This window comes from Pseudomonas sp. RA_35y_Pfl2_P32 (assembly GCF_963970735.1).
In the GTDB taxonomy this organism is placed as follows: domain Bacteria; phylum Pseudomonadota; class Gammaproteobacteria; order Pseudomonadales; family Pseudomonadaceae; genus Aquipseudomonas.
The window spans coordinates 35,855-59,034 of record NZ_CAXAQF010000022.1; the positions used below are offsets into that span (position 1 = coordinate 35,855).

At 61.1% G+C, this 23,180-nt stretch carries 23 protein-coding genes and 1 pseudogene; 11 read left to right on the forward strand and 13 right to left on the reverse strand.

The annotated features are described in order from the left end of the window. Positions 1-198: 198 nt before the first annotated feature. The 3 genes from AACY45_RS21435 to AACY45_RS21445 all read left to right on the forward strand — a co-directional run bounded on the left by AACY45_RS21435 (position 199) and on the right by AACY45_RS21445 (position 4,207). A complete protein-coding gene (locus tag AACY45_RS21435) occupies positions 199-1,320 on the forward strand; it encodes a beta-ketoacyl-ACP synthase III (protein WP_339547269.1) in 1,122 nt (373 codons plus the stop codon). Positions 1,321-1,592: 272 nt separating this feature from the next. Further along, a complete protein-coding gene (locus AACY45_RS21440) occupies positions 1,593-2,936 on the forward strand; it encodes an OprO/OprP family phosphate-selective porin (protein ID WP_339547270.1) in 1,344 nt (447 codons plus the stop codon). Positions 2,937-3,082: 146 nt separating this feature from the next. Continuing rightward, positions 3,083-4,207, forward strand: a complete 1,125-nt coding sequence (locus tag AACY45_RS21445; protein WP_339547271.1) for a GNAT family N-acetyltransferase — start codon at positions 3,083-3,085, stop codon at positions 4,205-4,207. 20 nt (positions 4,208-4,227) lie between these two features. On the opposite strand, the gene aqpZ is transcribed toward AACY45_RS21445, so the two are convergent. The 5 genes from aqpZ to AACY45_RS21470 form a co-directional block, all read right to left on the reverse strand. Next, positions 4,228-4,926, reverse strand: a complete 699-nt coding sequence (aqpZ, locus tag AACY45_RS21450) for an aquaporin Z (protein ID WP_339547272.1) — start codon at positions 4,924-4,926, stop codon at positions 4,228-4,230. Between the two features lie 214 nt (positions 4,927-5,140). Continuing rightward, the gene (locus AACY45_RS21455; RefSeq protein ID WP_339547273.1) at positions 5,141-6,973 is read right to left on the reverse strand and encodes an ABC transporter ATP-binding protein; all 1,833 of its coding nucleotides are present in this window, start codon (positions 6,971-6,973) and stop codon (positions 5,141-5,143) included. Positions 6,974-7,060: 87 nt separating this feature from the next. After that, positions 7,061-7,624: a peptidylprolyl isomerase gene (locus AACY45_RS21460; RefSeq protein ID WP_339547274.1), complete on the reverse strand. Its 564-nt coding sequence runs from the start codon at positions 7,622-7,624 to the stop codon at positions 7,061-7,063. Positions 7,625-7,627: 3 nt separating this feature from the next. Beyond that, a complete protein-coding gene (locus AACY45_RS21465; RefSeq protein ID WP_339547275.1) occupies positions 7,628-8,431 on the reverse strand; it encodes an alpha/beta fold hydrolase in 804 nt (267 codons plus the stop codon). Positions 8,432-8,445: 14 nt separating this feature from the next. Then, on the reverse strand, positions 8,446-9,369 hold the full coding sequence (locus AACY45_RS21470) for a LysR family transcriptional regulator (RefSeq protein ID WP_339547276.1): 924 nt from the start codon (positions 9,367-9,369) through the stop codon (positions 8,446-8,448). A gap of 49 nt (positions 9,370-9,418) precedes the next feature. On the opposite strand from AACY45_RS21470, the gene AACY45_RS21475 reads away from it, so the two are divergent. The 3 genes from AACY45_RS21475 (at position 9,419) to AACY45_RS21485 (ending at position 11,627) form a co-directional block, all read left to right on the forward strand. Beyond that, positions 9,419-9,733, forward strand: a complete 315-nt coding sequence (locus AACY45_RS21475; RefSeq protein ID WP_339547277.1) for a 3-phosphoglycerate kinase — start codon at positions 9,419-9,421, stop codon at positions 9,731-9,733. 149 nt (positions 9,734-9,882) lie between these two features. Continuing rightward, positions 9,883-10,482, forward strand: coding sequence for an FMN-dependent NADH-azoreductase (locus AACY45_RS21480; protein ID WP_339547278.1), 600 nt, complete (start codon positions 9,883-9,885; stop codon positions 10,480-10,482). 278 nt (positions 10,483-10,760) lie between these two features. Beyond that, the gene (locus AACY45_RS21485) at positions 10,761-11,627 is read left to right on the forward strand and encodes a carboxylate/amino acid/amine transporter (RefSeq protein WP_339547279.1); all 867 of its coding nucleotides are present in this window, start codon (positions 10,761-10,763) and stop codon (positions 11,625-11,627) included. Positions 11,628-11,636: 9 nt separating this feature from the next. Here AACY45_RS21485 and AACY45_RS21490 read toward each other — a convergent pair whose 3' ends face one another. Further along, positions 11,637-12,935 (reverse strand): mechanosensitive ion channel family protein, encoded by a 1,299-nt coding sequence (locus AACY45_RS21490; RefSeq protein ID WP_339547280.1) that lies wholly within the window; start codon positions 12,933-12,935, stop codon positions 11,637-11,639. A gap of 194 nt (positions 12,936-13,129) precedes the next feature. On the opposite strand from AACY45_RS21490, the gene AACY45_RS21495 reads away from it, so the two are divergent. Next, the gene (locus tag AACY45_RS21495) at positions 13,130-14,476 is read left to right on the forward strand and encodes a DEAD/DEAH box helicase (protein WP_339547281.1); all 1,347 of its coding nucleotides are present in this window, start codon (positions 13,130-13,132) and stop codon (positions 14,474-14,476) included. 70 nt (positions 14,477-14,546) lie between these two features. On the opposite strand, the gene AACY45_RS21500 is transcribed toward AACY45_RS21495, so the two are convergent. Both AACY45_RS21500 and AACY45_RS21505 read right to left on the reverse strand, forming a co-directional pair. Beyond that, complete coding sequence (locus AACY45_RS21500; protein ID WP_339547282.1) at positions 14,547-14,822, reverse strand: hypothetical protein; 276 nt, start codon at positions 14,820-14,822, stop codon at positions 14,547-14,549. Between the two features lie 74 nt (positions 14,823-14,896). After that, entirely contained in the window at positions 14,897-15,628 is a 732-nt protein-coding gene (locus AACY45_RS21505) for a DUF899 domain-containing protein (RefSeq protein ID WP_339547283.1), read from the reverse strand. A gap of 201 nt (positions 15,629-15,829) precedes the next feature. On the opposite strand from AACY45_RS21505, the gene AACY45_RS21510 reads away from it, so the two are divergent. Then, the gene (locus tag AACY45_RS21510) at positions 15,830-16,222 is read left to right on the forward strand and encodes a transcriptional regulator (RefSeq protein ID WP_339547284.1); all 393 of its coding nucleotides are present in this window, start codon (positions 15,830-15,832) and stop codon (positions 16,220-16,222) included. Positions 16,223-16,252: 30 nt separating this feature from the next. Here AACY45_RS21510 and AACY45_RS21515 read toward each other — a convergent pair whose 3' ends face one another. The 3 genes from AACY45_RS21515 to AACY45_RS21525 all read right to left on the reverse strand — a co-directional run bounded on the left by AACY45_RS21515 (position 16,253) and on the right by AACY45_RS21525 (position 18,174). Next, positions 16,253-17,110, reverse strand: a complete 858-nt coding sequence (locus AACY45_RS21515) for a DUF6279 family lipoprotein (protein WP_339547285.1) — start codon at positions 17,108-17,110, stop codon at positions 16,253-16,255. A 66-nt stretch (positions 17,111-17,176) separates the two neighbouring features. Next, on the reverse strand, positions 17,177-17,893 hold the full coding sequence (locus tag AACY45_RS21520; protein WP_339547286.1) for a TorF family putative porin: 717 nt from the start codon (positions 17,891-17,893) through the stop codon (positions 17,177-17,179). A 92-nt stretch (positions 17,894-17,985) separates the two neighbouring features. Continuing rightward, a complete protein-coding gene (locus tag AACY45_RS21525) occupies positions 17,986-18,174 on the reverse strand; it encodes a hypothetical protein (RefSeq protein WP_030131898.1) in 189 nt (62 codons plus the stop codon). 351 nt (positions 18,175-18,525) lie between these two features. Here AACY45_RS21525 and AACY45_RS21530 point away from each other — a divergent pair, with 351 nt between their 5' ends. From AACY45_RS21530 to AACY45_RS21540, 3 genes and pseudogenes are all read left to right on the forward strand, one after another. Further along, complete coding sequence (locus tag AACY45_RS21530) at positions 18,526-19,362, forward strand: CvfB family protein (protein ID WP_095170932.1); 837 nt, start codon at positions 18,526-18,528, stop codon at positions 19,360-19,362. 124 nt (positions 19,363-19,486) lie between these two features. Beyond that, positions 19,487-19,726 (forward strand): annotated as a pseudogene (locus AACY45_RS29330) (EamA/RhaT family transporter); the annotation flags it as partial. 365 nt (positions 19,727-20,091) lie between these two features. Beyond that, on the forward strand, positions 20,092-20,220 hold the full coding sequence (locus AACY45_RS21540; protein ID WP_256562504.1) for a PA1414 family protein: 129 nt from the start codon (positions 20,092-20,094) through the stop codon (positions 20,218-20,220). 179 nt (positions 20,221-20,399) lie between these two features. Here AACY45_RS21540 and AACY45_RS21545 read toward each other — a convergent pair whose 3' ends face one another. Both AACY45_RS21545 and speB read right to left on the reverse strand, forming a co-directional pair. Then, positions 20,400-21,779 (reverse strand): sodium:solute symporter, encoded by a 1,380-nt coding sequence (locus AACY45_RS21545; protein ID WP_339547288.1) that lies wholly within the window; start codon positions 21,777-21,779, stop codon positions 20,400-20,402. Between the two features lie 288 nt (positions 21,780-22,067). Further along, positions 22,068-23,018, reverse strand: a complete 951-nt coding sequence (gene speB / locus AACY45_RS21550; RefSeq protein WP_339547289.1) for an agmatinase — start codon at positions 23,016-23,018, stop codon at positions 22,068-22,070. Positions 23,019-23,180: the final 162 nt, after the last annotated feature.

Here is a 23,180-nt window from a genome sequence, read left to right on the forward strand (position 1 = left end):
AGCCAATAGGGCCAAACCCCGAGGTTTATGGCAAACTTCGCGCCTATAAACGCCGGTCCCGTGGTTTTGCGCGTCTGCAGGCCAGGACGGATCGGAATAAAGCGACGCCAGGTCGATGCCCTCTGACGGGACACGACCCTTTATGTATTGGTACGTCGGTGCCAATGCTTTCTGCCTGAACAGATTAGAGAAACGACCATGCATAACGTCGTCATCAGCGGCACCGGCCTGTACACCCCGGCCAACAGCATCTCCAACGAAGAGCTGGTGCAGTCTTTCAATATTTACGTCGCCCAGTTCAATGCCGACAACGCCCAGGCCATCGAGCGCGGCGAAGTCGAGGCGCTGACCGAGTCCAGCGCTGCCTTTATCGAAAAAGCCTCCGGGATCAAGAGCCGCTTTGTCATGGACAAGGAAGGCATTCTCGACCCCGCGCGCATGGCGCCACGGCTGCCTGAGCGCTCCAACGACGAATGGTCGGTGCTCTGCCAGATGGCCATCGGCGCTGCCGAACAAGCCCTGCAACGTGCTGGCAAGACCGCCGCGGACATCGACGGGGTGATCGTCGCCTGTTCCAACCTGCAGCGCGCCTACCCGGCCATCGCCATCGAAGTCCAGGAGGCCCTGGGCATCCAGGGGTTCGGGTTTGACATGAACGTGGCCTGTTCCTCGGCCACCTTCGGCATCCAGGCCGCCGCCAACAGCGTGCAACTGGGCCAGGCCCGGGCCATCCTGATGGTCAACCCGGAAGTCTGCACCGGTCACCTGAACTTCCGTGACCGCGACAGCCACTTCATCTTTGGCGATGCCGCGACGGCGGTGATCATCGAGCGTGCCGACCTGGCGACCTCCCCGTACCAGTTCGACGTAGTCAGCACCAAGCTGTTGACCAAGTTCTCCAATAACATCCGCAACAACTTCGGCTTCCTCAACCGCGCAGCGCAAGAGGGCATCGGTGCCCGCGACAAGCTGTTCGTCCAGGAAGGCCGCAAGGTGTTCCGTGATGTTTGCCCGATGGTCGCGGAGCTGGTGGGTAGCCATCTGCAGGAAAACAGCCTGAACGTCAGCGACGTCAAGCGCTTCTGGCTGCACCAGGCCAACCTCAGCATGAACCACCTGATCGTCAAGAAGTTGCTGGGCCGCGAAGCCACGGAAGAAGAGGCACCGGTAATCCTCGACACCTATGCCAACACCAGTTCGGCCGGTTCGGTGATTGCTTTCCACAAGCATCAGGACGATTTGCCAGCCGGTTCCCTGGCGGTGCTCAGCTCGTTTGGCGCCGGTTACTCGATTGGCTGCGTGATCCTGCGCAAGCGCTGATCCTGCCCTAGCCAAACGTCCCTCACAGCCTGCGGTCGCACCGCAGGCTGTCGCTTGCCCTCGCTCGCCATCCCCCTATCTCGCGGCTTACCGCCCGCTCGACAACGCGTAGCAGATTTATTTCTTTTCGAAGTAAAAAAGTTCCGTTGTCATCAAATCTTTATCTAATGGCAACTTGCCTGCAATACGCCCTCGCCAAGATTCCCTCCCAACACAAGCGGGCCTGAACCGCGTGTTTCCAGCTTTAGACCACCAATTAGGGGAACTCTTCGATGATCCGTAAGCACTTCGCCGGTTTTGCTGCCAGCGCACTGGCCATGGCAGTGACCGCCCAGGCTTTCGCTGGCACCGTCACCTCTGACGGCGCTGATATCGTAGTCAAGACCAAGGGCGGCCTTGAGGTCGCAACCACCGATAAAGAATTCAGCTTCAAACTGGGTGGCCGCCTGCAGGCGGACTACAGCCAGTTCGACGGTATTTACACCAAAAATGGTGACACTGCGGATGCGGCCTACTTCCGTCGCGCCTTCCTGGAACTGTCCGGCGTGCTCTACACCGACTGGGCCTACACCATCAGCTACGACTTCGCCCATAACGCCGGCGACTCCGACAACGGTTACTTCGACGAAGCGTCCCTGGCCTACAACGGCTTCAAGCCGGTATCGATCAAAGTCGGCCGTTTTGACCCGGACTTCGGCCTGGAAAAGGCCACCAGCTCCAAGTGGGTCACCGCGCCAGAGCGCAACATGGCCTATGACATGGTCGACTGGGCCAACGGTCACCAGAATGGCCTGGGCCTGCAAGCCTCGAGCACCTTTGCCGAGTCGTTCTATGCCTCCGCCGGCGTATTCAGCAAGGACACCGACGACACCGACGGCAACAGCGTCAAGCAGGTCAACGGGCGTTTCGTCTTCGCCCCGATGCACGAAGCCGGCAACGTCTTGCACTTCGGCCTGAACCTGGCGTCCCGCGATGTCTCGGATACAGCCTTCGACTCCCGTTATCGCACCCGGATGGGCATGCGTGGCGTGGAAACCCTGGGCGGCAACGATGCGGGCAGCAACGGCAACCGTCCGGTGCTGGGTGGCAGTTCCTCGTCGCCGGCCGGCTCCTTTGACCGTGACGACGCGTTGGGCCTGGAAGCCGCCTTCGCCATGGGTCCGGCCTCGATCCAGGGTGAATACATCACCCGCAAGACCAAGGCCGACGCCAGCGCCTATGAAGACATCAAGGGCCATGGCTTCTACGTACAGGGCGCCTACACCCTGACGGGTGAATCGCGCGGCTATAAAGTCGGCAAGTTCGACGCGATCAAACCGGCCAACAAGTCGATTGGCGCCTGGGAAGTGTTCTATCGCTACGACAGCCTGACCGTCGAAGACGACAACATCACCACCGCCACCCTGACCCGTGACGTCGGCGATGCCGAAGCCAAGGTGCACACCCTGGGCGTCAACTGGTACGCCAACGAAGCGGTGAAAATCTCCGCGGCCTACCTCAACGCCAAGACCGAGAAGGTCACCAACGCTACCGCCGCCAGCGGCACGACCCCGGCCCAACGCACCGGTGATGACAACGGCGACGGTTTTGTGGTCCGCGCGCAATACGTGTTCTAAATCGCAGCACCCGCAGCACGAGCTCTTACTTCATCCGTTAAAGCTCCTTTCGTTTCACCCCGCCTCGGCGGGGTTTTTTTATTTCGGCAAGCCTCAGGGATGGGCGATACTCGGCAGGTCTTGGGGTTGTGCCTGCGGGGAACAGAATGCCGTTACATGTTTTGCACAGTCTGTCGGACATTGCGTCGTCAGAGTGGGACGCCCTGGTACCCGACACTCAGCCGTTCCTGCGCCATGCGTTTCTCAGCAGCCTGGAAGACAGTGCCAGCCTCGGCCCGCATTCGGGCTGGCGGCCGGAACACCTGCTGCACATCGAAGAGGGGCGCTTGCTGGCGGCGTTGCCCAGTTACCGCAAATGGCATTCCTATGGCGAGTACGTGTTCGACCATGCCTGGGCCGATGCCTGTGAGCGTGCGGGAATCGCTTATTACCCCAAGCTGCTGAGCGCTGTGCCATTCAGTCCGGTCAGTGGACCGCGTTTATTGGCGGCCGATGGGCAGGATGGGGTTGAGCTGCTCAAGAGTCTGCCGGGCTATCTGGAGATCGAAGAACTCTCCAGCGCCCATATCAATTTCACCGATGCCTTTACCGACGCCGCCCTGGTCGAGCAGCCGGGCTGGTTGCAGCGTATCGGCTGCCAGTATCACTGGCAGAACCGCGGCTACCGGGACTTCCAGGACTTTCTCGATGTGCTCAGCTCGCGCAAGCGCAAGCAGATGCGCAAGGAGCGCGAGCAGGTGGCGGGGCAGGGCATCGAGTTTGAATGGTTGCAAGGGCAGCAACTGGATCAGGCGCAGTGGGATTTTGTCTATGCCTGCTATGCCAATACCTACGCCGTGCGCCGGCAGGCACCCTACCTGACCCGGGCGTTTTTCAGCCTGCTGGCCGAGCGTATGCCGCAAGCGATTCGTGTGGTGTTGGCCAAGCAAGGTTCGCGGCCGGTGGCCATGGCCTTCAGCCTGGTGGGCGGCGATAGTGTTTATGGCCGCTATTGGGGCTGCCTGGCGGAGTTCGACCGCTTGCACTTCGAGACCTGCTTCTATCAGGGCATGGAGTATGCGATTGCCAACGGCTTCCAGCGGTTTGATGCCGGTGCCCAGGGCGAGCACAAGCTGATTCGTGGATTTGAACCGGTGATCACCCACTCCTGGCATTACTTGCGCCACCCTGGACTCAAGTCCGCGGTGCAGGACTTCCTGGCGCGCGAGCGCGTTGGGGTCTTGGGGTATGCCGAGGAAGCGAGGAGCGCCTTGCCCTATCGACAAGGCTGATCCTCGCGCCCGCGCGCGGTTCAGTTGTCCTCTTTGCCCAGCCCGCGATAGACCACGCCGCCAATCACGGCGCCCAGCAGCGGCGCCAGCCAGAACAGCCACAGTTGCTGGATCGCCCAGCCGCCGACAATCAGCGCCGGTCCGGTGCTGCGTGCCGGGTTGACCGAGGTGTTGGTGACCGGGATCGAGATCAGGTGTATCAGGGTCAGTGCCAGGCCGATGGCGATCGGGGCAAAGCCTGCGGGTGCACGTTTGTCGGTGGCGCCGAGGATGATCAGGATGAACATCGCGGTCATCACCAGTTCCGTGACAAACCCTGCGGCCATCGAGTAGCCGCCGGGGGAGTGTTCACCGTAGCCGTTGGAAGCCAGGCCGCTGGCCAGCTCGAAGCCGGGTTTGCCGCTGGCGATGAAGTAGAGCAGGGCGGCGGCGATGATCCCGCCGAGCACCTGGGCGATGACATAGGCCGGCAGTTCCTTGGCCGGGAAGCGACCGCCGACCACCAGCCCGAGGGATACCGCCGGGTTGAGGTGGCAACCCGAGATGTGGCCGATGGCGAAGGCCATGGTCAGCACGGTCAGGCCAAACGCCAGTGACACCCCCAGCAGGCCGATGCCCACCTCGGGAAAACCCGCCGCCAGCACCGCACTGCCGCAACCACCCAACACCAGCCAGAACGTACCTACCAACTCTGTAGCCGAACGTTTTAACAGAGACATGAGAGTGTGCCCTTTCGAGTTGACGCTGCCGTGTGTCTCCGCAGATGGACGACAGAACCATCTCCAGAACCTTTGCTGAGTGAAGCAGGGTTTTTCTGGAATGCCAGTTCGACGAAAAACCCCGGAGGCCCTGAACAAGGGGCTCTGGGGGCTAATGGGGCATATCGAGCAGCATTTGTGGGAGCCATTTGGGCGACGCTGGCTCGCTACGATCTCAATCGATACCGACAAACCCTCCGGTTTGGTGCTGCCACAGCCGTGCATACAAGCCGCCATGGGCGAGCAGTTCGGCGTGGCTGCCGCTTTCGGCGATCTGGCCGTTTTCCAGGACCACCAGGCGGTCCATGCGGGCGATGGTGGAGAGGCGGTGGGCGATGGCGATCACCGTCTTGCCCTGCATCAGGGTTTCCAGGCTTTCCTGGATTGCCGCTTCGACTTCCGAGTCCAGGGCCGAGGTCGCTTCGTCCATGATCAGGATCGGGGCATCCTTGAGCAGCACCCGGGCGATGGCGATCCGTTGGCGCTGGCCGCCGGACAGCTTCACCCCGCGCTCACCGACGTGGGCATCGAAGCCGGTCCGCCCTTCGGCGTCCGACAGCAGCGGGATGAATTCATCGGCCCGGGCCTTGTGCGCCGCTTCCCAGAGTTCGGCGTCGGTGGCGTCGGGTTTGCCGTACAGCAGGTTGTCGCGGATCGAGCGGTGCAGCAGCGAGGTGTCCTGGGTGATCATGCCGATCCGCTCGCGCAGGCTTTCCTGGGCGACGTGGGCGATGTTCTGGCCGTCGATCAGGATCTGCCCGTGCTGCACGTCGTACAGGCGCAGCAGCAGGTTGACCAGGGTCGATTTGCCCGCGCCCGAGGGGCCGATCAAGCCGATTTTCTCCCCGGGCTTGATGACCAGGTTGAGGTCGCTGATGATTCCGCTTTTTTTGCCGTAGTGAAACGCCACGTGCTCGAAGCGCACCTCGCCCCGGGCCACTTCCAGGCGGGGCGCCGGTTCGCGGTCGGTGACGCTGATGGGCTGGGCGATGGTCTGCAGGCCGTCCTGGACCATGCCGATGTTTTCGAAGATGCCGTTGACCACCCACATGATCCAGCCCGACATGTTGACGATGCGGATCACCAGGCCGGTGGCCAGGGCAATCGCTCCCACCGAGATCAGCGACTGGGTCCATAGCCACAACGCCAGGCCGGTGGTGGCGACGATCAACAGGCCGTTCATGGTGGTGATGACCACGTCCATGCTGGTGACCACACGGCCGGCCAACTGGGATTTTTCGGTCTGCTCCTCGATGGCCTCGCGGGCGTACTGCTGTTCGAAGTGGGTGTGGGCGAACAGCTTGAGGGTAGTGATGTTGGTGTAGCCGTCGACAATCCGCCCCATCAGTTTGGAACGGGCATCGGACGACACCACCGAGCGCTCCTTGACCCGGGGGACGAAGTAGCAGAGGGCGGCGATGTAGGCGACGATCCAGGTCAGCAGCGGGATCATCAGGCGCCAGTCGGCCTCGGCGAACAGCACCAGCGAGCTGATGGCATAGATCAGCACATGCCACAACGCATCCACGGCCTGCACCGCGGAGTCGCGCAATGAGTTGCCGGTTTGCATGATGCGCTGGGCGATGCGTCCGGCGAAGTCGTTCTGGAAGAAATTCAGGCTCTGCTTGAGCACGTAGCTGTGGTTTTGCCAGCGGATCATGCTGGTCATGCCGGGGCTCAGGGTCTGGTGCACCAGCAGGTCGTGCAGGCCGACAAACACCGGCCGCAGAATCAGGGCCACCACGGCCATCCAGGCCAGCTCGGCACCGTGCACCTTGAAGAAGTCGGCATTCGGTGTGCCCTGGGCGAGGTCGATGATTCGGCTCAGGTAGCTGAACAGCGCCACTTCGACCAGTGCGGCAAACAGGCCCACCACCAGCAGCGCAACGAAGCTGGGCCAGACCTGGCGCAGGTAGTAGGTATAGAAAGGCAGGACTCGGTCGGGCGGGGCCGCCGTCGGGGCTTCACGGAAGATATCGATGAGTTTTTCGAAGCGGCCATAGAGCATCAGTCAAACGCCCGCGTACGGGCTCTCCTTTTTTGATGCGAGCGGCGCGATCAATCATCCGCTGCCGCTCAGGACGCCCTGTACAGCTTAGTCGATGCGCTTGGCCGACTTGATCAGCACCGGGTCGATCGGCACGTTCTGCATGCCTTGTTTGGTGGTGGTTTGCGAGTTGACGATGATGTCGACGACGTCCATGCCCTTGACCACTTTGGCGAATACCGCGTAGCCGGCATCGCGGCCCGGGTCGAGGAAAGCGTTGTCGGCGACGTTGATGAAGAACTGGCTGGTGGCCGAGTTCGGATTGGACGTACGGGCCATCGACAGGGTGCCACGCACGTTGTGCAGGCCATTGCTGGCTTCGTTCTTGATCGGTGCCTGGGTGTCTTTCTGCGCCATTTGTGGGGTGAAGCCGCCGCCCTGGACCATGAAGCCCGGGATCACCCGGTGGAAAATGGTGTTGGTGTAGAAGCCGCTGTCGACGTACGCAAGGAAGTTCTTGGTACTGATCGGCGCCTTGACCGGGTCCAGTTCGATTTCGATCTGGCCGTTGGTGGTCTCGAGCAGTACGTGGGGAGCCTTGGCCGCTTCGGCGGCCATCAGGTTGGCGGCGAACAATACAGAGCCGGCCACGAGGGCGATTTTTTTCAGCATGGGTCAGTGATCCTGGGTAGTGGTGTCGACTGTGGTTAAAAACTCAAGCAGGGTTTGGTTGAAGCGGTGTGGCTGGTCCAGCGGGGTGGCGTGGCGGGAATCGTCGATCACCACCAGGCGCGCATCGGGCAGCAGTTTGACATAGGCCGCCTTGAGCGCCACCGGGGTGTAGTCGCGGTCGGCGCTGATGACCAGGGTTGGACAGGTCACTCGTGACAGTCGTTCCTCGACCCCCCAGCCAACAATGGCATTGAAGCTGGCGAGATAAGCACGTTTGTCGTTTTTTGCCCAGCGCTCGGCCATCTTTTGCCGCAGCCCGGCCTGGTCCGGCTTGGGGAACAGCTTGGCGCCCAGGGCTTTGCCGATGGTGCGAAGGCTCAGCACGTGCATCAGGCTCCAGCGCTTGAACCATTGCCAGTAGTCATCGGCGCTGCGCAGCTTGACCTGGGGCGCGCTGTTGACGATGCACAGGCTCTTGAGCAGCGTCGGTTGATCCACCGCCAGTTGAAAGCCGATCATCCCGCCCATGGACAGCCCCACCAGGTGGGCCGGGCCGAGGTTGAGGTGCTCGATCAAGGCCACCAGGTCGGCGCTGAAGCCGGCAATGCTGTAGCGCTCACGGGGTTTGTCGGAGCGGCCATGGCCGCGCACATCAGGGACGATCACCCGGTAGTGCGCCGCGAGCTGGGGAATCTGCTGCTCCCAGTCCAGGGTGCTCGACCCCAGCCCGTGTACCAGCAGCAACGGTGTGCCGTGGCCATACTCCTCGTAGTGCAGGGTGCAACCTTCATGCTCGAAATAGGCCATGGCGCAACTCCTTGTCAGGCTTGTTCTGGGGCGGCGAACGGGGCATCCAGTGGCGCGGTGTCGAAGGTGCGCAGCAGTTCGATGAGGATCTGCGTGGCCGGGCCCAAGGGTTTGTCCTTGTTGGAATAGAGATAGAAGCTGGGGTTGCGGCTGCCACCCTGGTCCAACGGTAGCAGCTTGAGCACACCTTCCTTGAGTTCACGTTCGATCATGTGCCGGGGCAGCCAGGCAAAACCCAGGCCGCTGCTGACGAAGGTGGCGGCGGTGGCCAGGCTGCCCACGGTCCAGCGCTGCTCGGCCCCCAACCAGCCGACGTCGCGCGGCTGTTGCCGGCCGGAGTCGCGGATCACCACTTGCAACTGGCTTTCCAGGTCCTGGAAGTTCAACTCGCGATTGAGCCGGTGCAAGGGGTGCTCGGGGTGGGCCACCGCGACAAATTCGACATCGCTGAGCTCCGCCCCGAGGTAACCGGGAATGCTGAACCCACAGATGGCCAGGTCGGCCACACCTTCGAGCAGTACTTCTTCGACTCCGGACAGCACTTCTTCGCGCAAGCGCACGCGGCAGCCCCGGCTTTGCGGCATGAACGCGGTGAGTGCGCGGACCAGCCGGGCACTGGGGTAGGCGGCGTCGACCACCAGCCGCACCTCAGCCTCCCAGCCTTGCTCCATGTGGTGGGCCAGGTCTTCCAGCTGGCTGGCCTGCTTGACCAGTTGCCGCGAGCGCCGCAGCAGCACGCCACCGGCCTCGGTCAGCACGGCCTTGCGCCCGTCGATGCGCAGCAGCGGCACGCCGAGTTGGTCCTGCATGCGCGCCACGGTATAGCTGACGGACGATTGCGAGCGGTGCAGCACTTCGGCCGCCTGGGCGAATCCGCCGTGGTCGACCACGGCCTGCAGCGTGCGCCATTGATCAAGGGTCACGCGGGGCGCTTTCATGATGGGCTCCTCTTGTCCTAAGCTGGCGGCTTCCATTGGAGGCTGCCGAATGAAAAAAATCTGTTGTGTGCTGCTGGCGATGTTGCCGTTGAGTGCGTTTGCCTATCCCATCGATGTCGAAAAACACCTCAATGGCCTGAAGATTGACTACACCACCTACGCCACCGACTACGACATGGGCTCCATTACCCTGAACAACTACGGCGATAAAGCCGCTGACTGCAAAGTGATCTTTCGCAATGGCCCGGAGTCTCCACGCACCCGCCGAGTGACTGTCGAGCCGGGGCGCAGCGCCGAGCTGTCGGCCAAGTTCAGCCGCAGTATCATCAAGCTTTATCTCACGGTGACCTGTACCCCGAAATGATTGGCAACGGGACGCGCGGTTGGGCATGCCTCGCTTATAAACGAATTTATTGATGGGTTGTAGCAGTTATTTGCGCTTTTTCATCGATATGACTCTGTTTAGTCTCCACTCCATCGACTTACAGCATTCACCGATGGAGGCTACATCCCATGTCCCGCGTTCTGATCATCGAAAGCAGTGCCCGCCAGCAAGACTCGGTATCCCGTCAACTGACCCAGACCTTCATCGAGCAGTGGCAGGCCGCACATCCGGCCGACGCGATCAGCGTTCGCGACCTGGCGAGCCAGCCGGTGCCGCACCTGGATGCCAACCTGCTGGGGGGCTGGATGAAGCCTGCCCCGCAGCGCACGGACAGCGAACAGGCTTCGCTGGAACGCTCCAACCTGCTGACCGACGAACTGCTGGCCGCCGATGTCCTGGTGCTGGCCGCGCCGATGTACAACTTCGCAATCCCCAGCACCCTCAAGGCCTGGCTCGACCACGTGCTGCGCGCCGGGGTCACCTTCAAATACACCGCAACCGGCCCGCAAGGCCTGCTCAGCGGCAAGCGCGCCTATGTCCTGACCGCACGCGGCGGAATCTACGCCGGCAGTAGCAGCGATCACCAGGAACCCTACCTGCGTCAGGTCATGGCGTTCATTGGGATCCACGATGTCACCTTCATCCATGCCGAAGGCATGAACCTGGGCGGTGATTTCCAGGCCAAGGGCCTGGACCAGGCCAACGCCAAGCTGGCCCAGGTCGCTTGAGATGTTAATCGTCAGATAATCGCTGGATGGTCTAGTGGGCTGGCGTACCCCTTCAAAGTTGCATGCGTATCGAACCTCCCTTTGCACTTGTTGCTCCTGAGTGCTCCTGCCCGATTGCACGCTTTAGCGAGATCGGGCTTTTTTTTGCCTGCGATTTAACAGGCACCTAAAAACCTTGTGGGAGCAAGCCTGCTCCCACAAGGAATTTGTATTCTTTGGGTGTTCGCGATCAGCCGCAAAAACCGCTATCGTCGCCGCCATTGAAAAATGAGGCGAACATGGGCTACCTACTTTTTGTCACGCTGATCCAGGCGTTTTCCTTCAGCCTGATCGGCGAATACCTGGCCGGTCATGTCGACAGCTACTTTGCGGTGCTGGTGCGAGTGGTCCTGGCCGGGCTGGTGTTCATTCCGCTGACCCGCTGGCGTTCGGTGGAACCGGCGTTCATGCGCGGGATGCTGGTGATCGGCGCCTTGCAGTTCGGCGTGACCTACGTCTGCCTGTACCTGAGCTTTCGTGTGCTGACGGTGCCGGAAGTGCTGCTGTTCACCATCCTCACCCCGCTGCACGTGACCTTGATCGAAGATGCCCTGAACCGCCGCTTCAACCCCTGGGCACTGGTGGCAGCGCTGGTGGCGGTGGCGGGTGCCGCCGTGATCCGCTATGACCGCATCAGCCCGGACTTCCTCATGGGCTTCTTGCTGCTGCAACTGGCCAACTTCACCTTCGCCGCGGGGCAAGTGATGTACAAGCACCTGGTGGCGCGTCACCCCAGCGACCTGCCGCACTACCGACGTTTTGGCTACTTCTACCTGGGGGCTTTGTTGGTGGTGTTGCCAGCGTTCCTGCTGTTCGGCAAAAGCAACTTCCTGCCCGAAGCCCCGCTGCAATGGGCCGTGCTGCTGTTTCTCGGCCTGGTGTCCACGGCGCTGGGCCTGTACTGGTGGAACAAGGGCGCCTGCCTGGTCAACGGCGGGACCCTGGCGGTCATGAACAACCTGCACGTGCCGGTGGGCTTGCTGCTCAACCTGCTGATCTGGAACCAGCATGAAGATCTGGGGCGGCTGTTGTTGGGCGGCCTGGTGATCGTGGCGGCGGTGTGGATCAGCCGGTTGGGGATTCGCCAACCGGCCACCGTCACCTGAGGTTGGGCACTACCCGCGCTGTTGTTCCAACGGCGTGATGTGGCTGGCCCCCAGCACCGCCGGCAGGATCCCGGCCCGCAGGTCGTTGCCGCTGGGTTGCTGGTACAGGCTCAGGCCAAACTCCGGCAGCACCGCCAGCAGGTAGTCGAAAATGTCGCCCTGTATGCGTTCGTAATCGGCCCAGGCGGTGGTGCTGGTAAAGCAATAGATTTCCAGCGGCACGCCCTGGGCGGTGGTCTGCATCTGGCGGACCATGCAGGTCATGTTCGGCTGGATCTGCGCATGGCTCTTCAGATAGGCCAGCGCGTAGGCGCGGAAGGTGCCGATGTTGGTCATCCGCCGGCGGTTGGCTGACATCGCCGCGACGTTGCCCTGGGCCTCGTTCCAGGCCTTGAGTTCGGCCTGCTTGCGCGTCATGTAGTCGGTGAGCAGGTGGATATGGGTCAAGCGCTGCTCTTCGTCATCGGTGATGAAACGCACGCCGCTGGCATCGATGAACAGGCTGCGCTTGATCCGTCGCCCGCCGGAGGCCTGCATGCCGCGCCAGTTCTTGAATGACTCGGACATCAGGCGCCAGGTCGGGATCGAGACGATGGTCTTGTCGAAGTTCTGCACCTTGACCGTGTGCAAGGTGATGTCCACCACATCGCCATCGGCGCCCACCTGGGGCATTTCGATCCAGTCACCGACCCGCAGCATGTCGTTGCTGGTCAGTTGCACGCTGGCGACGAACGACAGCAGGGTGTCCTTGTAGACCAACAAAATCACCGCCGACATGGCACCCAGGCCTGACAGCAGCAGCAATGGCGAGCGGTCGATCAGGGTCGCGACGATGATGATCGCGCCGAACACGAACAGCACCATCTTCGCCAGTTGCACATAGCCTTTGATCGATCGGGTCCGGGCGTGTTCGGTGCGCGCGTAGATGTCCAGCAGGGCATTGAGCAGGGCGCTGATGGCCAGCACCAGAAACAGGATGGTGAATGCCAGGGCCACGTTGTCGAGAAAGTTGCGGGTGACCTTGTGCAGTTCGGGGATCAGGTTCAGGCCGAACTGGATCACCAGCGACGGCGTCATCTGGGCCAGGCGGTGGAAGACCTTGTTGTTGAGCAAGTCATTGAGCCAATGCATGGCAGGTTGCCGGCCGAGCAATTTGACGGCGTGCAGGATCAGGTAGCGCGCCACTCGTCCGACGACCAGCGCCACCGCCAGCAACATCAGCAACGCCAGGGCGGAGTAGACGCGCGGGTGCTGCTCCAGCGCTGTCCAGAGTTCTTGGGTATTGAGCCAGAGCTGTTTGAGATCCATAAGCTAAAACGATTCTTCTGTAGGACGGGACGGGGCCGATTAGAGCATTTAAGCGATGTCGGGTTCGGTTTGGCGACAAATCAGTTAACAAAATACCCACTGTTTGCGACCGTTTGCATAAAGAAACTCGGCCTGAGCGCTCGAAACCGGTACCCTATGCAGCTGTTTTTTTGCATTTCTTCGAGGTAGCACCCGTGTTTTCCCAATTCGCCCTGCACGAACGCCTGCTCAAAGCCGTGGCCGAGCTTAAATTTGTCGAGCCAACGCCTGTGCAGGCAGCGGCTATCCCGCTCGCGCTGCAAGGGCGTGACCTGCGGGTGACGGCGCAAACCGGTAGCGGCAAGACCGCCGCCTTTGTCCTGCCGATCCTCAACCGCTTGATCGGCCCGGCGAAAGTCCGTGTCAGCATCAAGACCCTGATCCTGTTGCCGACCCGTGAGTTGGCCCAGCAGACCCTGAAAGAAGTGGAACGCTTCTCGCAGTTCACCTTCATCAAGTCCGGCCTGATCACCGGCGGTGAAGACTTCAAGGTCCAGGCCGCCATGCTGCGCAAAGTGCCGGACATCCTGATCGGTACGCCGGGGCGGATGATCGAGCAACTGAACGCCGGCAACCTCGACTTGAAAGAAGTCGAAGTGCTGGTACTCGACGAAGCCGACCGCATGCTCGACATGGGGTTCTCCGAAGACGTCCAGCGCCTGGTCGACGAGTGCACCAACCGTCAGCAGACCATGCTGTTCTCCGCCACCACCGGCGGTTCGGGCCTGCGCGAGATGATCGCCAAGGTCTTGAACAACCCTGAGCACCTGCAGCTCAATGCGGTCAGTCAACTGAATGCGACCACTCGCCAGCAAATCATCACCGCTGACCACAACCAGCACAAAGAGCAGATCGTCAACTGGCTGCTGGCCAACGAGACCTACCAGAAGGCCATCGTCTTCACCAACACCCGGGCCATGGCCGACCGTATCTACGGTCGCCTGGTGGCGCAGGAGTACAAGGCGTTTGTCTTGCACGGTGAGAAAGACCAGAAGGACCGCAAGCTGGCGATCGACCGTCTGAAGCAGGGCGGGGTGAAGATCCTGGTGGCCACCGACGTCGCCGCTCGCGGCCTGGACGTGGACGGCCTGGACCTGGTGATCAACTTCGACATGCCCCGCAGCGGCGACGAATACGTGCACCGTATCGGCCGTACCGGGCGTGCGGGTAACGATGGCCTGGCGATCTCGCTGATCTGCCACGGCGACTGGAACCTGATGTCGAGCATCGAGCGCTACCTCAAGCAGAGCTTCGAACGCCGCACCATCAAGGAAGTCAAAGGCACCTACGGCGGACCGAAAAAGGTCAAGGCTTCGGGCAAGGCCGTTGGCGTGAAGAAGAAAAAGACCGACGCCAAGGGTGACAAGAAGAAGTCAGCCGCCAAGGCACCGACCAAGCGCAAGATCGCCAACCGGCCGAAGACCGACGCCCTGTCGCTGGTCAGCAAGGACGGCATGGCCCCGCTCAAGCGCCGCAAGCCGCAAGAGCCAGCGGCGGAGTAACGCGCTGCGCTGATCGCCAAAACCCGGACCTGGTCCGGGTTTTTTTGCACTGTCGCAACGGCTTGCGGGATCAACCGTCGACCTTTTTCTCTGCGGTATCCAGCTCCTTGAGCCGCTGGTCAATCAACTGGCACTTGTCCGGCAGGTCCGCGGCGGCGGTATCCAGGTCCATTTTCTGCAGCTCGTCGTTGATTTCCTTGGCCTTGGTCGGGTTCTGCTCGGTGAGCGTGGCCACTCGCTGGGCCAGTTGCTCCCGTTTGGCAGTGGCTTCTTCCGGCGTGCAGGCCCAGGCGGGCAGGGCGCTGCACAGTGTGGCGATCAAGGTCAGTTTCAGCAGGCTGTTCATGGCAGTGGGCCTCGGGTTGCCGTTCTACGGTTACCCGGTTGAGGGCCTGCGCCAGGGAAAAGTTCAGCCTGTTGTCATGAGTGGCAGCAACTGGTGCCAGCGTTCTCCTCATAGCGATCGTGATGGCGTACCCACTCCATGATCTGGTCTTCATTGCGTCCCTTGGGCGTCAGGTCCAGGTAGTTGTAGACGCCCACCAGCAAGTCCAGGCCGCGGGCGTAGGTGGAGTAAGTGTGGAAAATCTCGCCGGCTTGATTGCGATAAAACACACTGAGGCCGGGGAGTTCTTCTTCGGAGCCGTCGGACTTTTCGTAGTTGTAGGTTGCAGTGCCTGCCGCCACGTCTTGCGCACGGACCGAGACGCCGAAGTCGTAGTTGAAATCGCACCCTTCTGACGACACCCAGTCGAACGCCCAGCCCATGCGCCGCTTGAAGGCCTGGAACTGGGCCAGTGGCGCGTGGGACACCGCCACCAATGCCACGTCATGGTGGGACAGGTGCTGGTTGGCGCCGTCGATGTGGTCAGCGAGGAAGGAGCAGCCCGGACAACCTTCGTCCCAGCCGTCGCCGAACATGAAGTGGTAGATGACCAGTTGGCTGCGACCGCCAAACAGGTCGGCCAGGCTCAGTTCGCCCGTTGCGCCCTGGAAGCGATAACCTTTGTCGATTTTCACCCAGGGCAGGGCGCGGCGTTCGGCGCTGAGTTTGTCCCGTTCGCGGGTGAAGGCCTTTTCGTGGGCCAGGTGTTGGCGGCGGGCGGCCAGCCATTGTTCCCGGGACACCACCGGATGATCGTGAATGTGCATGCTGTGTTCTCCTGCCTGCTGAGGCGTTCGTCGATCCGCATTACGCGGTTGAACCGTCCTGCTCCATCTAGTCGTCTGGTCGACAGGGATTCGACATACCGTCGGTCGGGAGTGGTAAAAATTCCGGCTGAACGGCTACCGATCGCACCGGTCACAACCTATGCAGACCCTCTCACTTGCAACTTTGGAGGTTGAATCAGGATGACGACTTATAACTGGGACTTGATCGAACGGCTGTTGCACGAAGCGCAGAACAGCGCTGGCCACAGCTTTACCCCGCGCCCCTACGCCGAACAGCATGCCGCCGCCAAGGCCGCCGAAGGTGAGTCGACCGGCAATCTGGACGAGTTGAAGGTGACGGCCACCGAATATGAAAAGTTGTTGCTGGACCGTGGATTCATCGAATCGCGCCCCGAGGATCAGGGCGGCAATGGTGAGAACTTCATCCTCACGCCTCGCGGCTCAAGCTTGTTGAGCCTGCTCGACAGCAGCATTCCGGGCAACGACCACCCTCGCCAAGTGCTGGATGAGCAGGCCGATGCGCTGGATCCGCTGACCTTTGATGAGGTGGCGGGCAAAGCGCAGATCGCCTGACAGGTCACTGTCACAGGGTCAACACGGGGCTCAGGCTTTGAGGCATTGCAGGGCGTTGAGGTCGCTGCGCAGCTTGGCGATTTTCTGCGCCAGGCGCTGGCGCTGATTGGCGCTGCTCTGGGCCATCAGGTCGACAAGCAGGCTGCGGGCCTGGGCTTCGGTGGCGCTGAAGGCCTGGCGGTAGGCGGGAGTCCACAGGCTTTCGCGGTCCACCAACAGGGTTTCGATCCGCGAGGCAAAATCCGCGCTCTGGCGTTGCGCCATGGCCGCGCTGAACTGTGCCTGCCAATGGGCGCGGTTGGCGATCCATTGCGGGTTCTGCTCGCCGAGCGTCGTGGACCAGGCCACCACGCGATCTTTCTGCGCTTGATTGAGCGGCCCCAGCCAGTCGGTCAGGCGTTTTTCCATGCGTTCGCCCCGTTGACGGATTTGCTGGGCCAGCGTTGGTTTGAGGTAGTTGTCCTGGCGCTTGCGCAAGTCTTTGGCGAAGGCCTGGTTCATTTCCTTGACCTGTTGATCACTCATGCCCTGCAACAGCTCAACCGCCGACGGAGTGATTTGACGGGCGGTCTGGGCAATTGCCTGCCTGGCTTCCTGGCTGCGACTTTGCAGCGCGTCATCGCTGACCTGGTTGCTGGTCACCATTTGCTCCAGCCGGCCCAGCCAATCGAGGTAACCGGGCAACTGGGTCGAGCAATGCCAGCTCAGGGTTTGCCGGAGGCGCTCGCCGAGCCAGTCCTTCTGCTCGCTGTTCATGTCCAGGTAATCGTCGAGCGTCCAGGGAATCAGCACATCGAGGTTGCGATAGGCCAGGTCCACGCGGTTGCAGGCCGTCAGTGCCAGGCACAGGCACAGAAGCAGACTCAGGTGGTGCAACCAGCGCGTCATGGGCCAATCCTTGCGAAGGCGTTGTCCTGGTATCTGAACGCACAAACCGGGTGGCAGTTCAGCCCATCAATAAAACGTGTGTTCAGCCTTGAAGGTGAACAGCCCGTCGCATTGGCTGTTGTGCCCGGAATAGGCGCTGCACGCGTTGCCATTGAGGTTTGAATCACTGTAGATCAGGTTCAGGTCGATGCCCATCCACGGCCGTGACAGCTTGACCGACCAGTCGTTGAAGGTGGACACATAGTCGCCATCGGCGATCGACACCGGGCTGTTCAGCCGGTGGCTGGTGTATTTGAGGCTGAGCCCGATGCCGAAGGGTTCGTTGCCACTGAGGTTGGCGAACAGCGTGCTGTTGCGTCGGTCGGGATCGTTGCTGAAGGCGGCGCCGAAGCGGCTGCCGAGCAGGGTCAGGCCGCCGAAAAACTCCTGGCTGTCGAGGGTGTCCAGTTGCGGGTAGCTGTAGTGGATCATGCCCACTTCATAGCCCAGGGTCTGGTCAAAGGGTTGTTTGAAGCCCAGGTAGGAGTCGACTTCCAGGTTGCTGGCGGGCGACAGGCCCATGCTCGGCGCCCACTGGCCGGCATACCAGCCGCTGTCGTGGCTCAGGTCCAGGCCGCCATGGAAGGACCCGCTGCTGGACGGCTTGACCAGGCCCTGGGCCATGCTGCGGCTCGGGCTGGTGCCCAGCTTGAGGTCGTAGGCACCGAGTTCGCGCTGGAATATCTGCGCGTCGGCGTGCATGCAGGCCAGCAGGCTGATCAGGAAAATCGTCGGTTTGAACATACGGGGGGAGGTTACGGGTAGTGCGGGGAGTGTTCCAGTCCTAGCGCTTCGATATCCAAAGCGCTTAGGGACCAGGGTGACGCGAGGGGGTATTACTTTTTGCCCAGGGTGATCTGCTTGGACGGGCCGAATGTCTGGCCGCTGACGCCTTTGGCAATTTGCTGGATCTCGCCACCGGACTTGAGGAAAGCAGCAATCTGGTCGTTGATCGATTCGCTGGTTTCAACGGCTGGAGCTGGCTTTGCTTTGCTGTTGGATGCTTTTACGCGCATGGCGGCCATTAACCTGTAGAAAATTAACTTGGCCAGGCATCGTACAGGAAATACTTGACAATTGCTTGGTAAATATCCTCTGGAATACCTGGGGCGCCAGCTCGATCAATACAAAGTTAGCGTTGTAAATGTTCCCCTAAGCCACTGTTTTAAATAAGAACCTGGGTGCAGAAGCGCGCCAGTATGGCGCATTGATAAGCGTGATCGTGGGCGAACCGGCCTGACGAGCGGGGTCAATTGGCCAGGCCAACCCCAGGAAAATCGCGCCTTGCAGCGGAAATTTCACAGCCGGTCCTGCGGCCACCCAACGGCGGCGGTAAAAACGGGTAGAATGCCGCCCACGCAATGAGGGTATTGGAAATGGCTTTAGTCGGGCGCTACAACAGTTTGCAAGTGGTTAAACACACTAACTTCGGTTTATATCTGGACGGCGGCGCGGATGGCGAAATCCTGTTGCCTAATCGTTATATTCCAAAAGATATTCCCAGCGAAGATGAAGACTGGCTCAACGTATTTGTTTATCTGGACAGCGATGACAAACTCATTGCCACGACAGAAAAACCGAAAGTTCAGGTCGGTGAGTTTGCCAGCCTGAAAGTGGTTGAGGTCAACAGCATCGGCGTGTTTCTCGACTGGGGCCTGCCCAAGGACCTGTTGCTGCCGTATTCCGAAGAAAAGCGCCAGATGACCGCCGGTGAATACTGCGTGGTGCATGTCTATCTCGACAAGCACACCCGTCGTATCACCGCGACCGCGCGCCTGGACCGCTACCTGGACAAAACCCCGGCCAACTACACGCCCGGCCAGGAAGTTGACCTGCTGGTGGCCGAAGCGACCGATATGGGCTTCAAGGCGATCATCAACAACAAGCACTGGGGCCTGATCCACAAGAACGAAATCTTCAAGTTCATGCGCGCCGGCAAGGAAGAGAAGGGGTTCATCAAGGAAGTGCGGGCCGATGGCAAGATCAGCCTGAGCCTGCAACCCGTCGGTGAAGAAGCTGCCACCAGCCTGAACTCGAAGATCCTCGCCAAGTTGCGTGACAACAACGGCACCTTGCCGGTCAGCGACAAGAGCGACCCGGCACTGATCAGTAGCCTGTTTGGTGTCAGCAAGGGCAACTTCAAGAAGGCCATCGGCGCGCTCTACAAGAACGGCCAGATCGTCATTCACCCGGACCGTATTGAACTGAGCTGAGCCTCACACGGGGTGATGGCTTGATGAGGTGTGGGAGCGAGCCGGTTCGCTCCCACATTGGTCCATGTACCCACTGCTCCTTTTGAGTCACTGCCATGCCCACGACCCTGTGTGAGGTTGCCTGATGATTGCCACCCGACGCAGCGTCGATGGCTTTGCCCTGCAAGTGATGCTTGGCCTGTGCCTGGTGTGGGGCATCCAGCAGGTGATGATCAAGTGGGCGGCGGCGGACATCGCGCCAGTGATGCAGGCGGCCGGTCGCTCCGGGATCTCGGCATTGCTGGTGGCGCTGTTGATCTGCTGGAAAGGCGGCTGGGATCAGGTCAGTGCCACCTGGCGCGGCGGCTTGCTGCTGATCGCAATACTCAGTGACCAGGTGACCCACGTGAACCTGACGGGTGTGGCAATCACCAGCGTAAAACTGACCCTCAACGTTGTCGTCGGCGCCGTACTGGTATTGCTGGGCATCACCTTTGTCAGTGCCGAACAATGGGTTCGCCGTCGTTTGCGCAAAGCCCTTGGGCAACACTGAACGGGCCCATCAGCCCGGCCCGCCTTGGATGCGGCCATGGGCGGGAGGTGCAAATGCAGGTCACGCAGGTTGATTTGGATCAATTCGGTAACAGATCTTTGCGTACTGAGGCGAGCATTGCGTAGGACTTCGGACTACTATCTGTATGAAGCGTCTACAGAACCCGGTCGCTCGGCATTACCCTGAAGGGGGGCACCATGAAAGAGAAATTGCAAAACTGGCTCCATGACCTCGGTGTCGCGCTTGGTTTGATCGAACCACCTCTGCAACCCGTGCCTATTCGCACTGACGACGAACAACGTCGCCGCCAACCGCGCCGCCGGTAAAGCGGCTGTTGTAGCAGCCGCCGTAATCACTATGCCGCAGATCCCCCATCTGCGGCCCCTCTACCGCCGCTCGAAAACCGCCACTGCCCTCTCTTGCACTTTCTCCCAGACGAAAAAAAACGGATGCAGCAACCGACGCTGCACCCGCCGAAGAAAGGTGTAGGGCGTCTGACCTGAGGTCAGATCGCGTTGGCCAGGGTGGCCGGGCGACGGGACGCCAGGCTGACCACGATGAAGCTCACCAGGCCGACCGCCAGGCTGTAGTAGATCGGCGTGTTGGCATCCAGGCCATCCTTGAACATGAACACCAGGGCAGTGACGAAGCCCAGGCCCATGCTGGCGATGGCGCCGGCGGTGGTGGCGCGTTTCCAGAAGATCGCCCCGATCAGTGGGATCAGCATGCCGCCCACCAACAGGTTGTAGGCCAGGGTCAGGGCGCTGATCACGTCATTCACCACCAGGGCGATGCCCAGTACGGCAACCCCAGTCAGCGCGGTGAACAGGCGGTTGATCTTCAGGCTCGACGGTTTGCCGCCCCGCAGTTTCGGCAGCAGGTCTTCGGTCAGGGTGGTGGCGGCGGCCAGCAGGCCGGCGCTGGCGGTGGACATCATGGCGGCCAGGGCCGCGGCAATCACCAGGCCACGGATACCGTCAGGCAACGACAGTTTGACGATGGCGGCGAAGGCGTTGTTGACGTTGTCCAGGTCCGGAATCAGCACGTGTGCCGCCATGCCGATCAGGGCGCAGGCCAGGCCGTAGAGAACGCAGTAGAACCCGGCGAAGGTACCGGCGTACTGGGCCACTTTGGCGGTGCGCACGGTGAACACCCGTTGCCAGATATCCTGGCCGATCAGGATGCCGAAGAAGTAGATCATGAAGTAGGTGAGGATGGTGTCCCAACCGATGGTCGTGAAGCTGAAGTTCGACGCCGGCAGTTTCAACACCAGTTCGTCCCAGCCGCCAACACGGTACAGGCAGATCGGCAGCAGGATGAACATCAGGCCCACGGTCTTGATCACGAATTGGACGATGTCGGTCAGGGTCAGCGACCACATGCCACCGATGGTCGAGTAGATCACCACCACGCCACCGCCCAGCAGTACCGAGATCCAGAATGGCAGGCCGAACAGCACTTGCAGCACGGTGCCGATCGCCAGGATCGAGGTCACGCCGATCATCAGCGCATACGCCAGCATGATGATCGCACTCGCGGAGCGGGCCATCGGGTTGTAGCGTTTTTCCAGGACCTGGGTCACGGTGTAGATCTTCAGCTTGAGCAGCGGTTTGGCGAGGAACAGGTTCAGCGCCACGATCCCGCAGCCCAGTGCGGCGCACAGCCAGAAACCGGAGATGCCATGCACATAACCCAGGCGCACGGTGCCCACGGTGGACGCGCCGCCCAGGACGGTGGCGGCCATGGTGCCCATATACAGGCTCGGACCGAGGTTGCGCCCGGCGACCAGGAAGTCTTCGTTGGTCTTGGCTTTGCGCATGCCGTAGTAGCCGAGTATCAGCATCGCGGCGGCGTAGATGAGTACGACGAATAAATCTAAAGCCATGATGGCGTGTCTCCGATTGTCTTTTTTATGGTGAGGCAATAATCAATCTGTAGGCGCAAGGTAGTGCGTGAGTCAGGCGACTTGCCGCATGACCGGTGTAACCCGCAACGCCATGCCCTTGCGGCATAGCGGATAAATGTTCGTGGCAGGCCAGCCAATGGCCTTCTGGTTAATGCGTTGCTCCAGGTGCCCCTGTTCCACAGGGTCGAGTGATCGGTTCAGAAAAAGGCAGCCACCCAGTCGGCGGCAGCCTTGAAAACCTGATCCTGTGGGTTCTTGGTCCGACCCTCAGCGATGGGCCACGCCCGGCAGTACGCAGAGCATTTCGTACAGCAGGTTGGCACCCAGCAGCGAGGTGTTGCCGGTGGTGTCGTACGGCGGCGAGACTTCTACCAGATCGCAGCCAATCAGGTCGAGGCCCTGGCAGCCACGGACGATTTCAATCGCCTGGATGGTGGTCAGGCCACCGATTTCCGGGGTGCCGGTGCCAGGGGCCCAGGCCGGATCGATGCCGTCGATGTCGAAGCTCAGGTACACCGGACCACCGCCAACCTTTTCCCGGACTTCGGCCATCAGCGGCGCCAGGGATTGGTGCCAGCACTCTTCGGCCTGGACCACACGGAACCCTTGTTTGCGGCTCCAGTTGAAGTCTTCCGCGGTATAGCCCTGGGCGCGCAGGCCGATCTGCACCACACGGTCGCAATCCAGCAGGCCTTCTTCGACGGCGCGGCGGAAGGTGGTGCCGTGGGCGATTTTCTCGCCGAACATGTGATCGTTGACATCGGCGTGGGCGTCGATGTGCACCAGGCCGACCTTGCCGTGCTTCTTGTGGATGGCCCGCAGGATGGGCAGGGTGATGGTGTGGTCGCCACCGAGGGTCAGCGGGATCACGTCGTGTTCGAGGATCTCGTCGTAGGACTCTTCGATGATGCGTACGGCATCCAGCAGGTTGAAGGTGTTGATCGCCACGTCACCGATGTCGGCCACCGACAGCGAGTCGAACGGTGCGGCACCGGTGGCCATGTTGTACGGGCGGATCATCACCGATTCGGCGCGGATTTCCCGTGGCCCGAAGCGGGTGCCGGCGCGCAGCGAGGTGCCGATGTCCAGCGGGATGCCAATGAAGGCAGCGTCCAGGCCGGCAGCGGTTTGCAAGTGGGGGAGTCGCATCATGGTGGCGATGCCGCCGAAGCGCGGCATTTCGTTGCCGCCCAGTGGTTGGTGAAGAATTTTGTCCACGGGTAGGGCCTCATCGTCTTTGTTTTATTTATGGGGTTGCTCAGCACATCGGGAATGCGCGGGCACCTGTTGGGCGGATTCTGCGAAAGGTAGTGGCGCAGAAGAATCGCTGCCGACAAATACTTAGTTCAGATTTTTCTAAACTAATGCCGAACGTGGCGA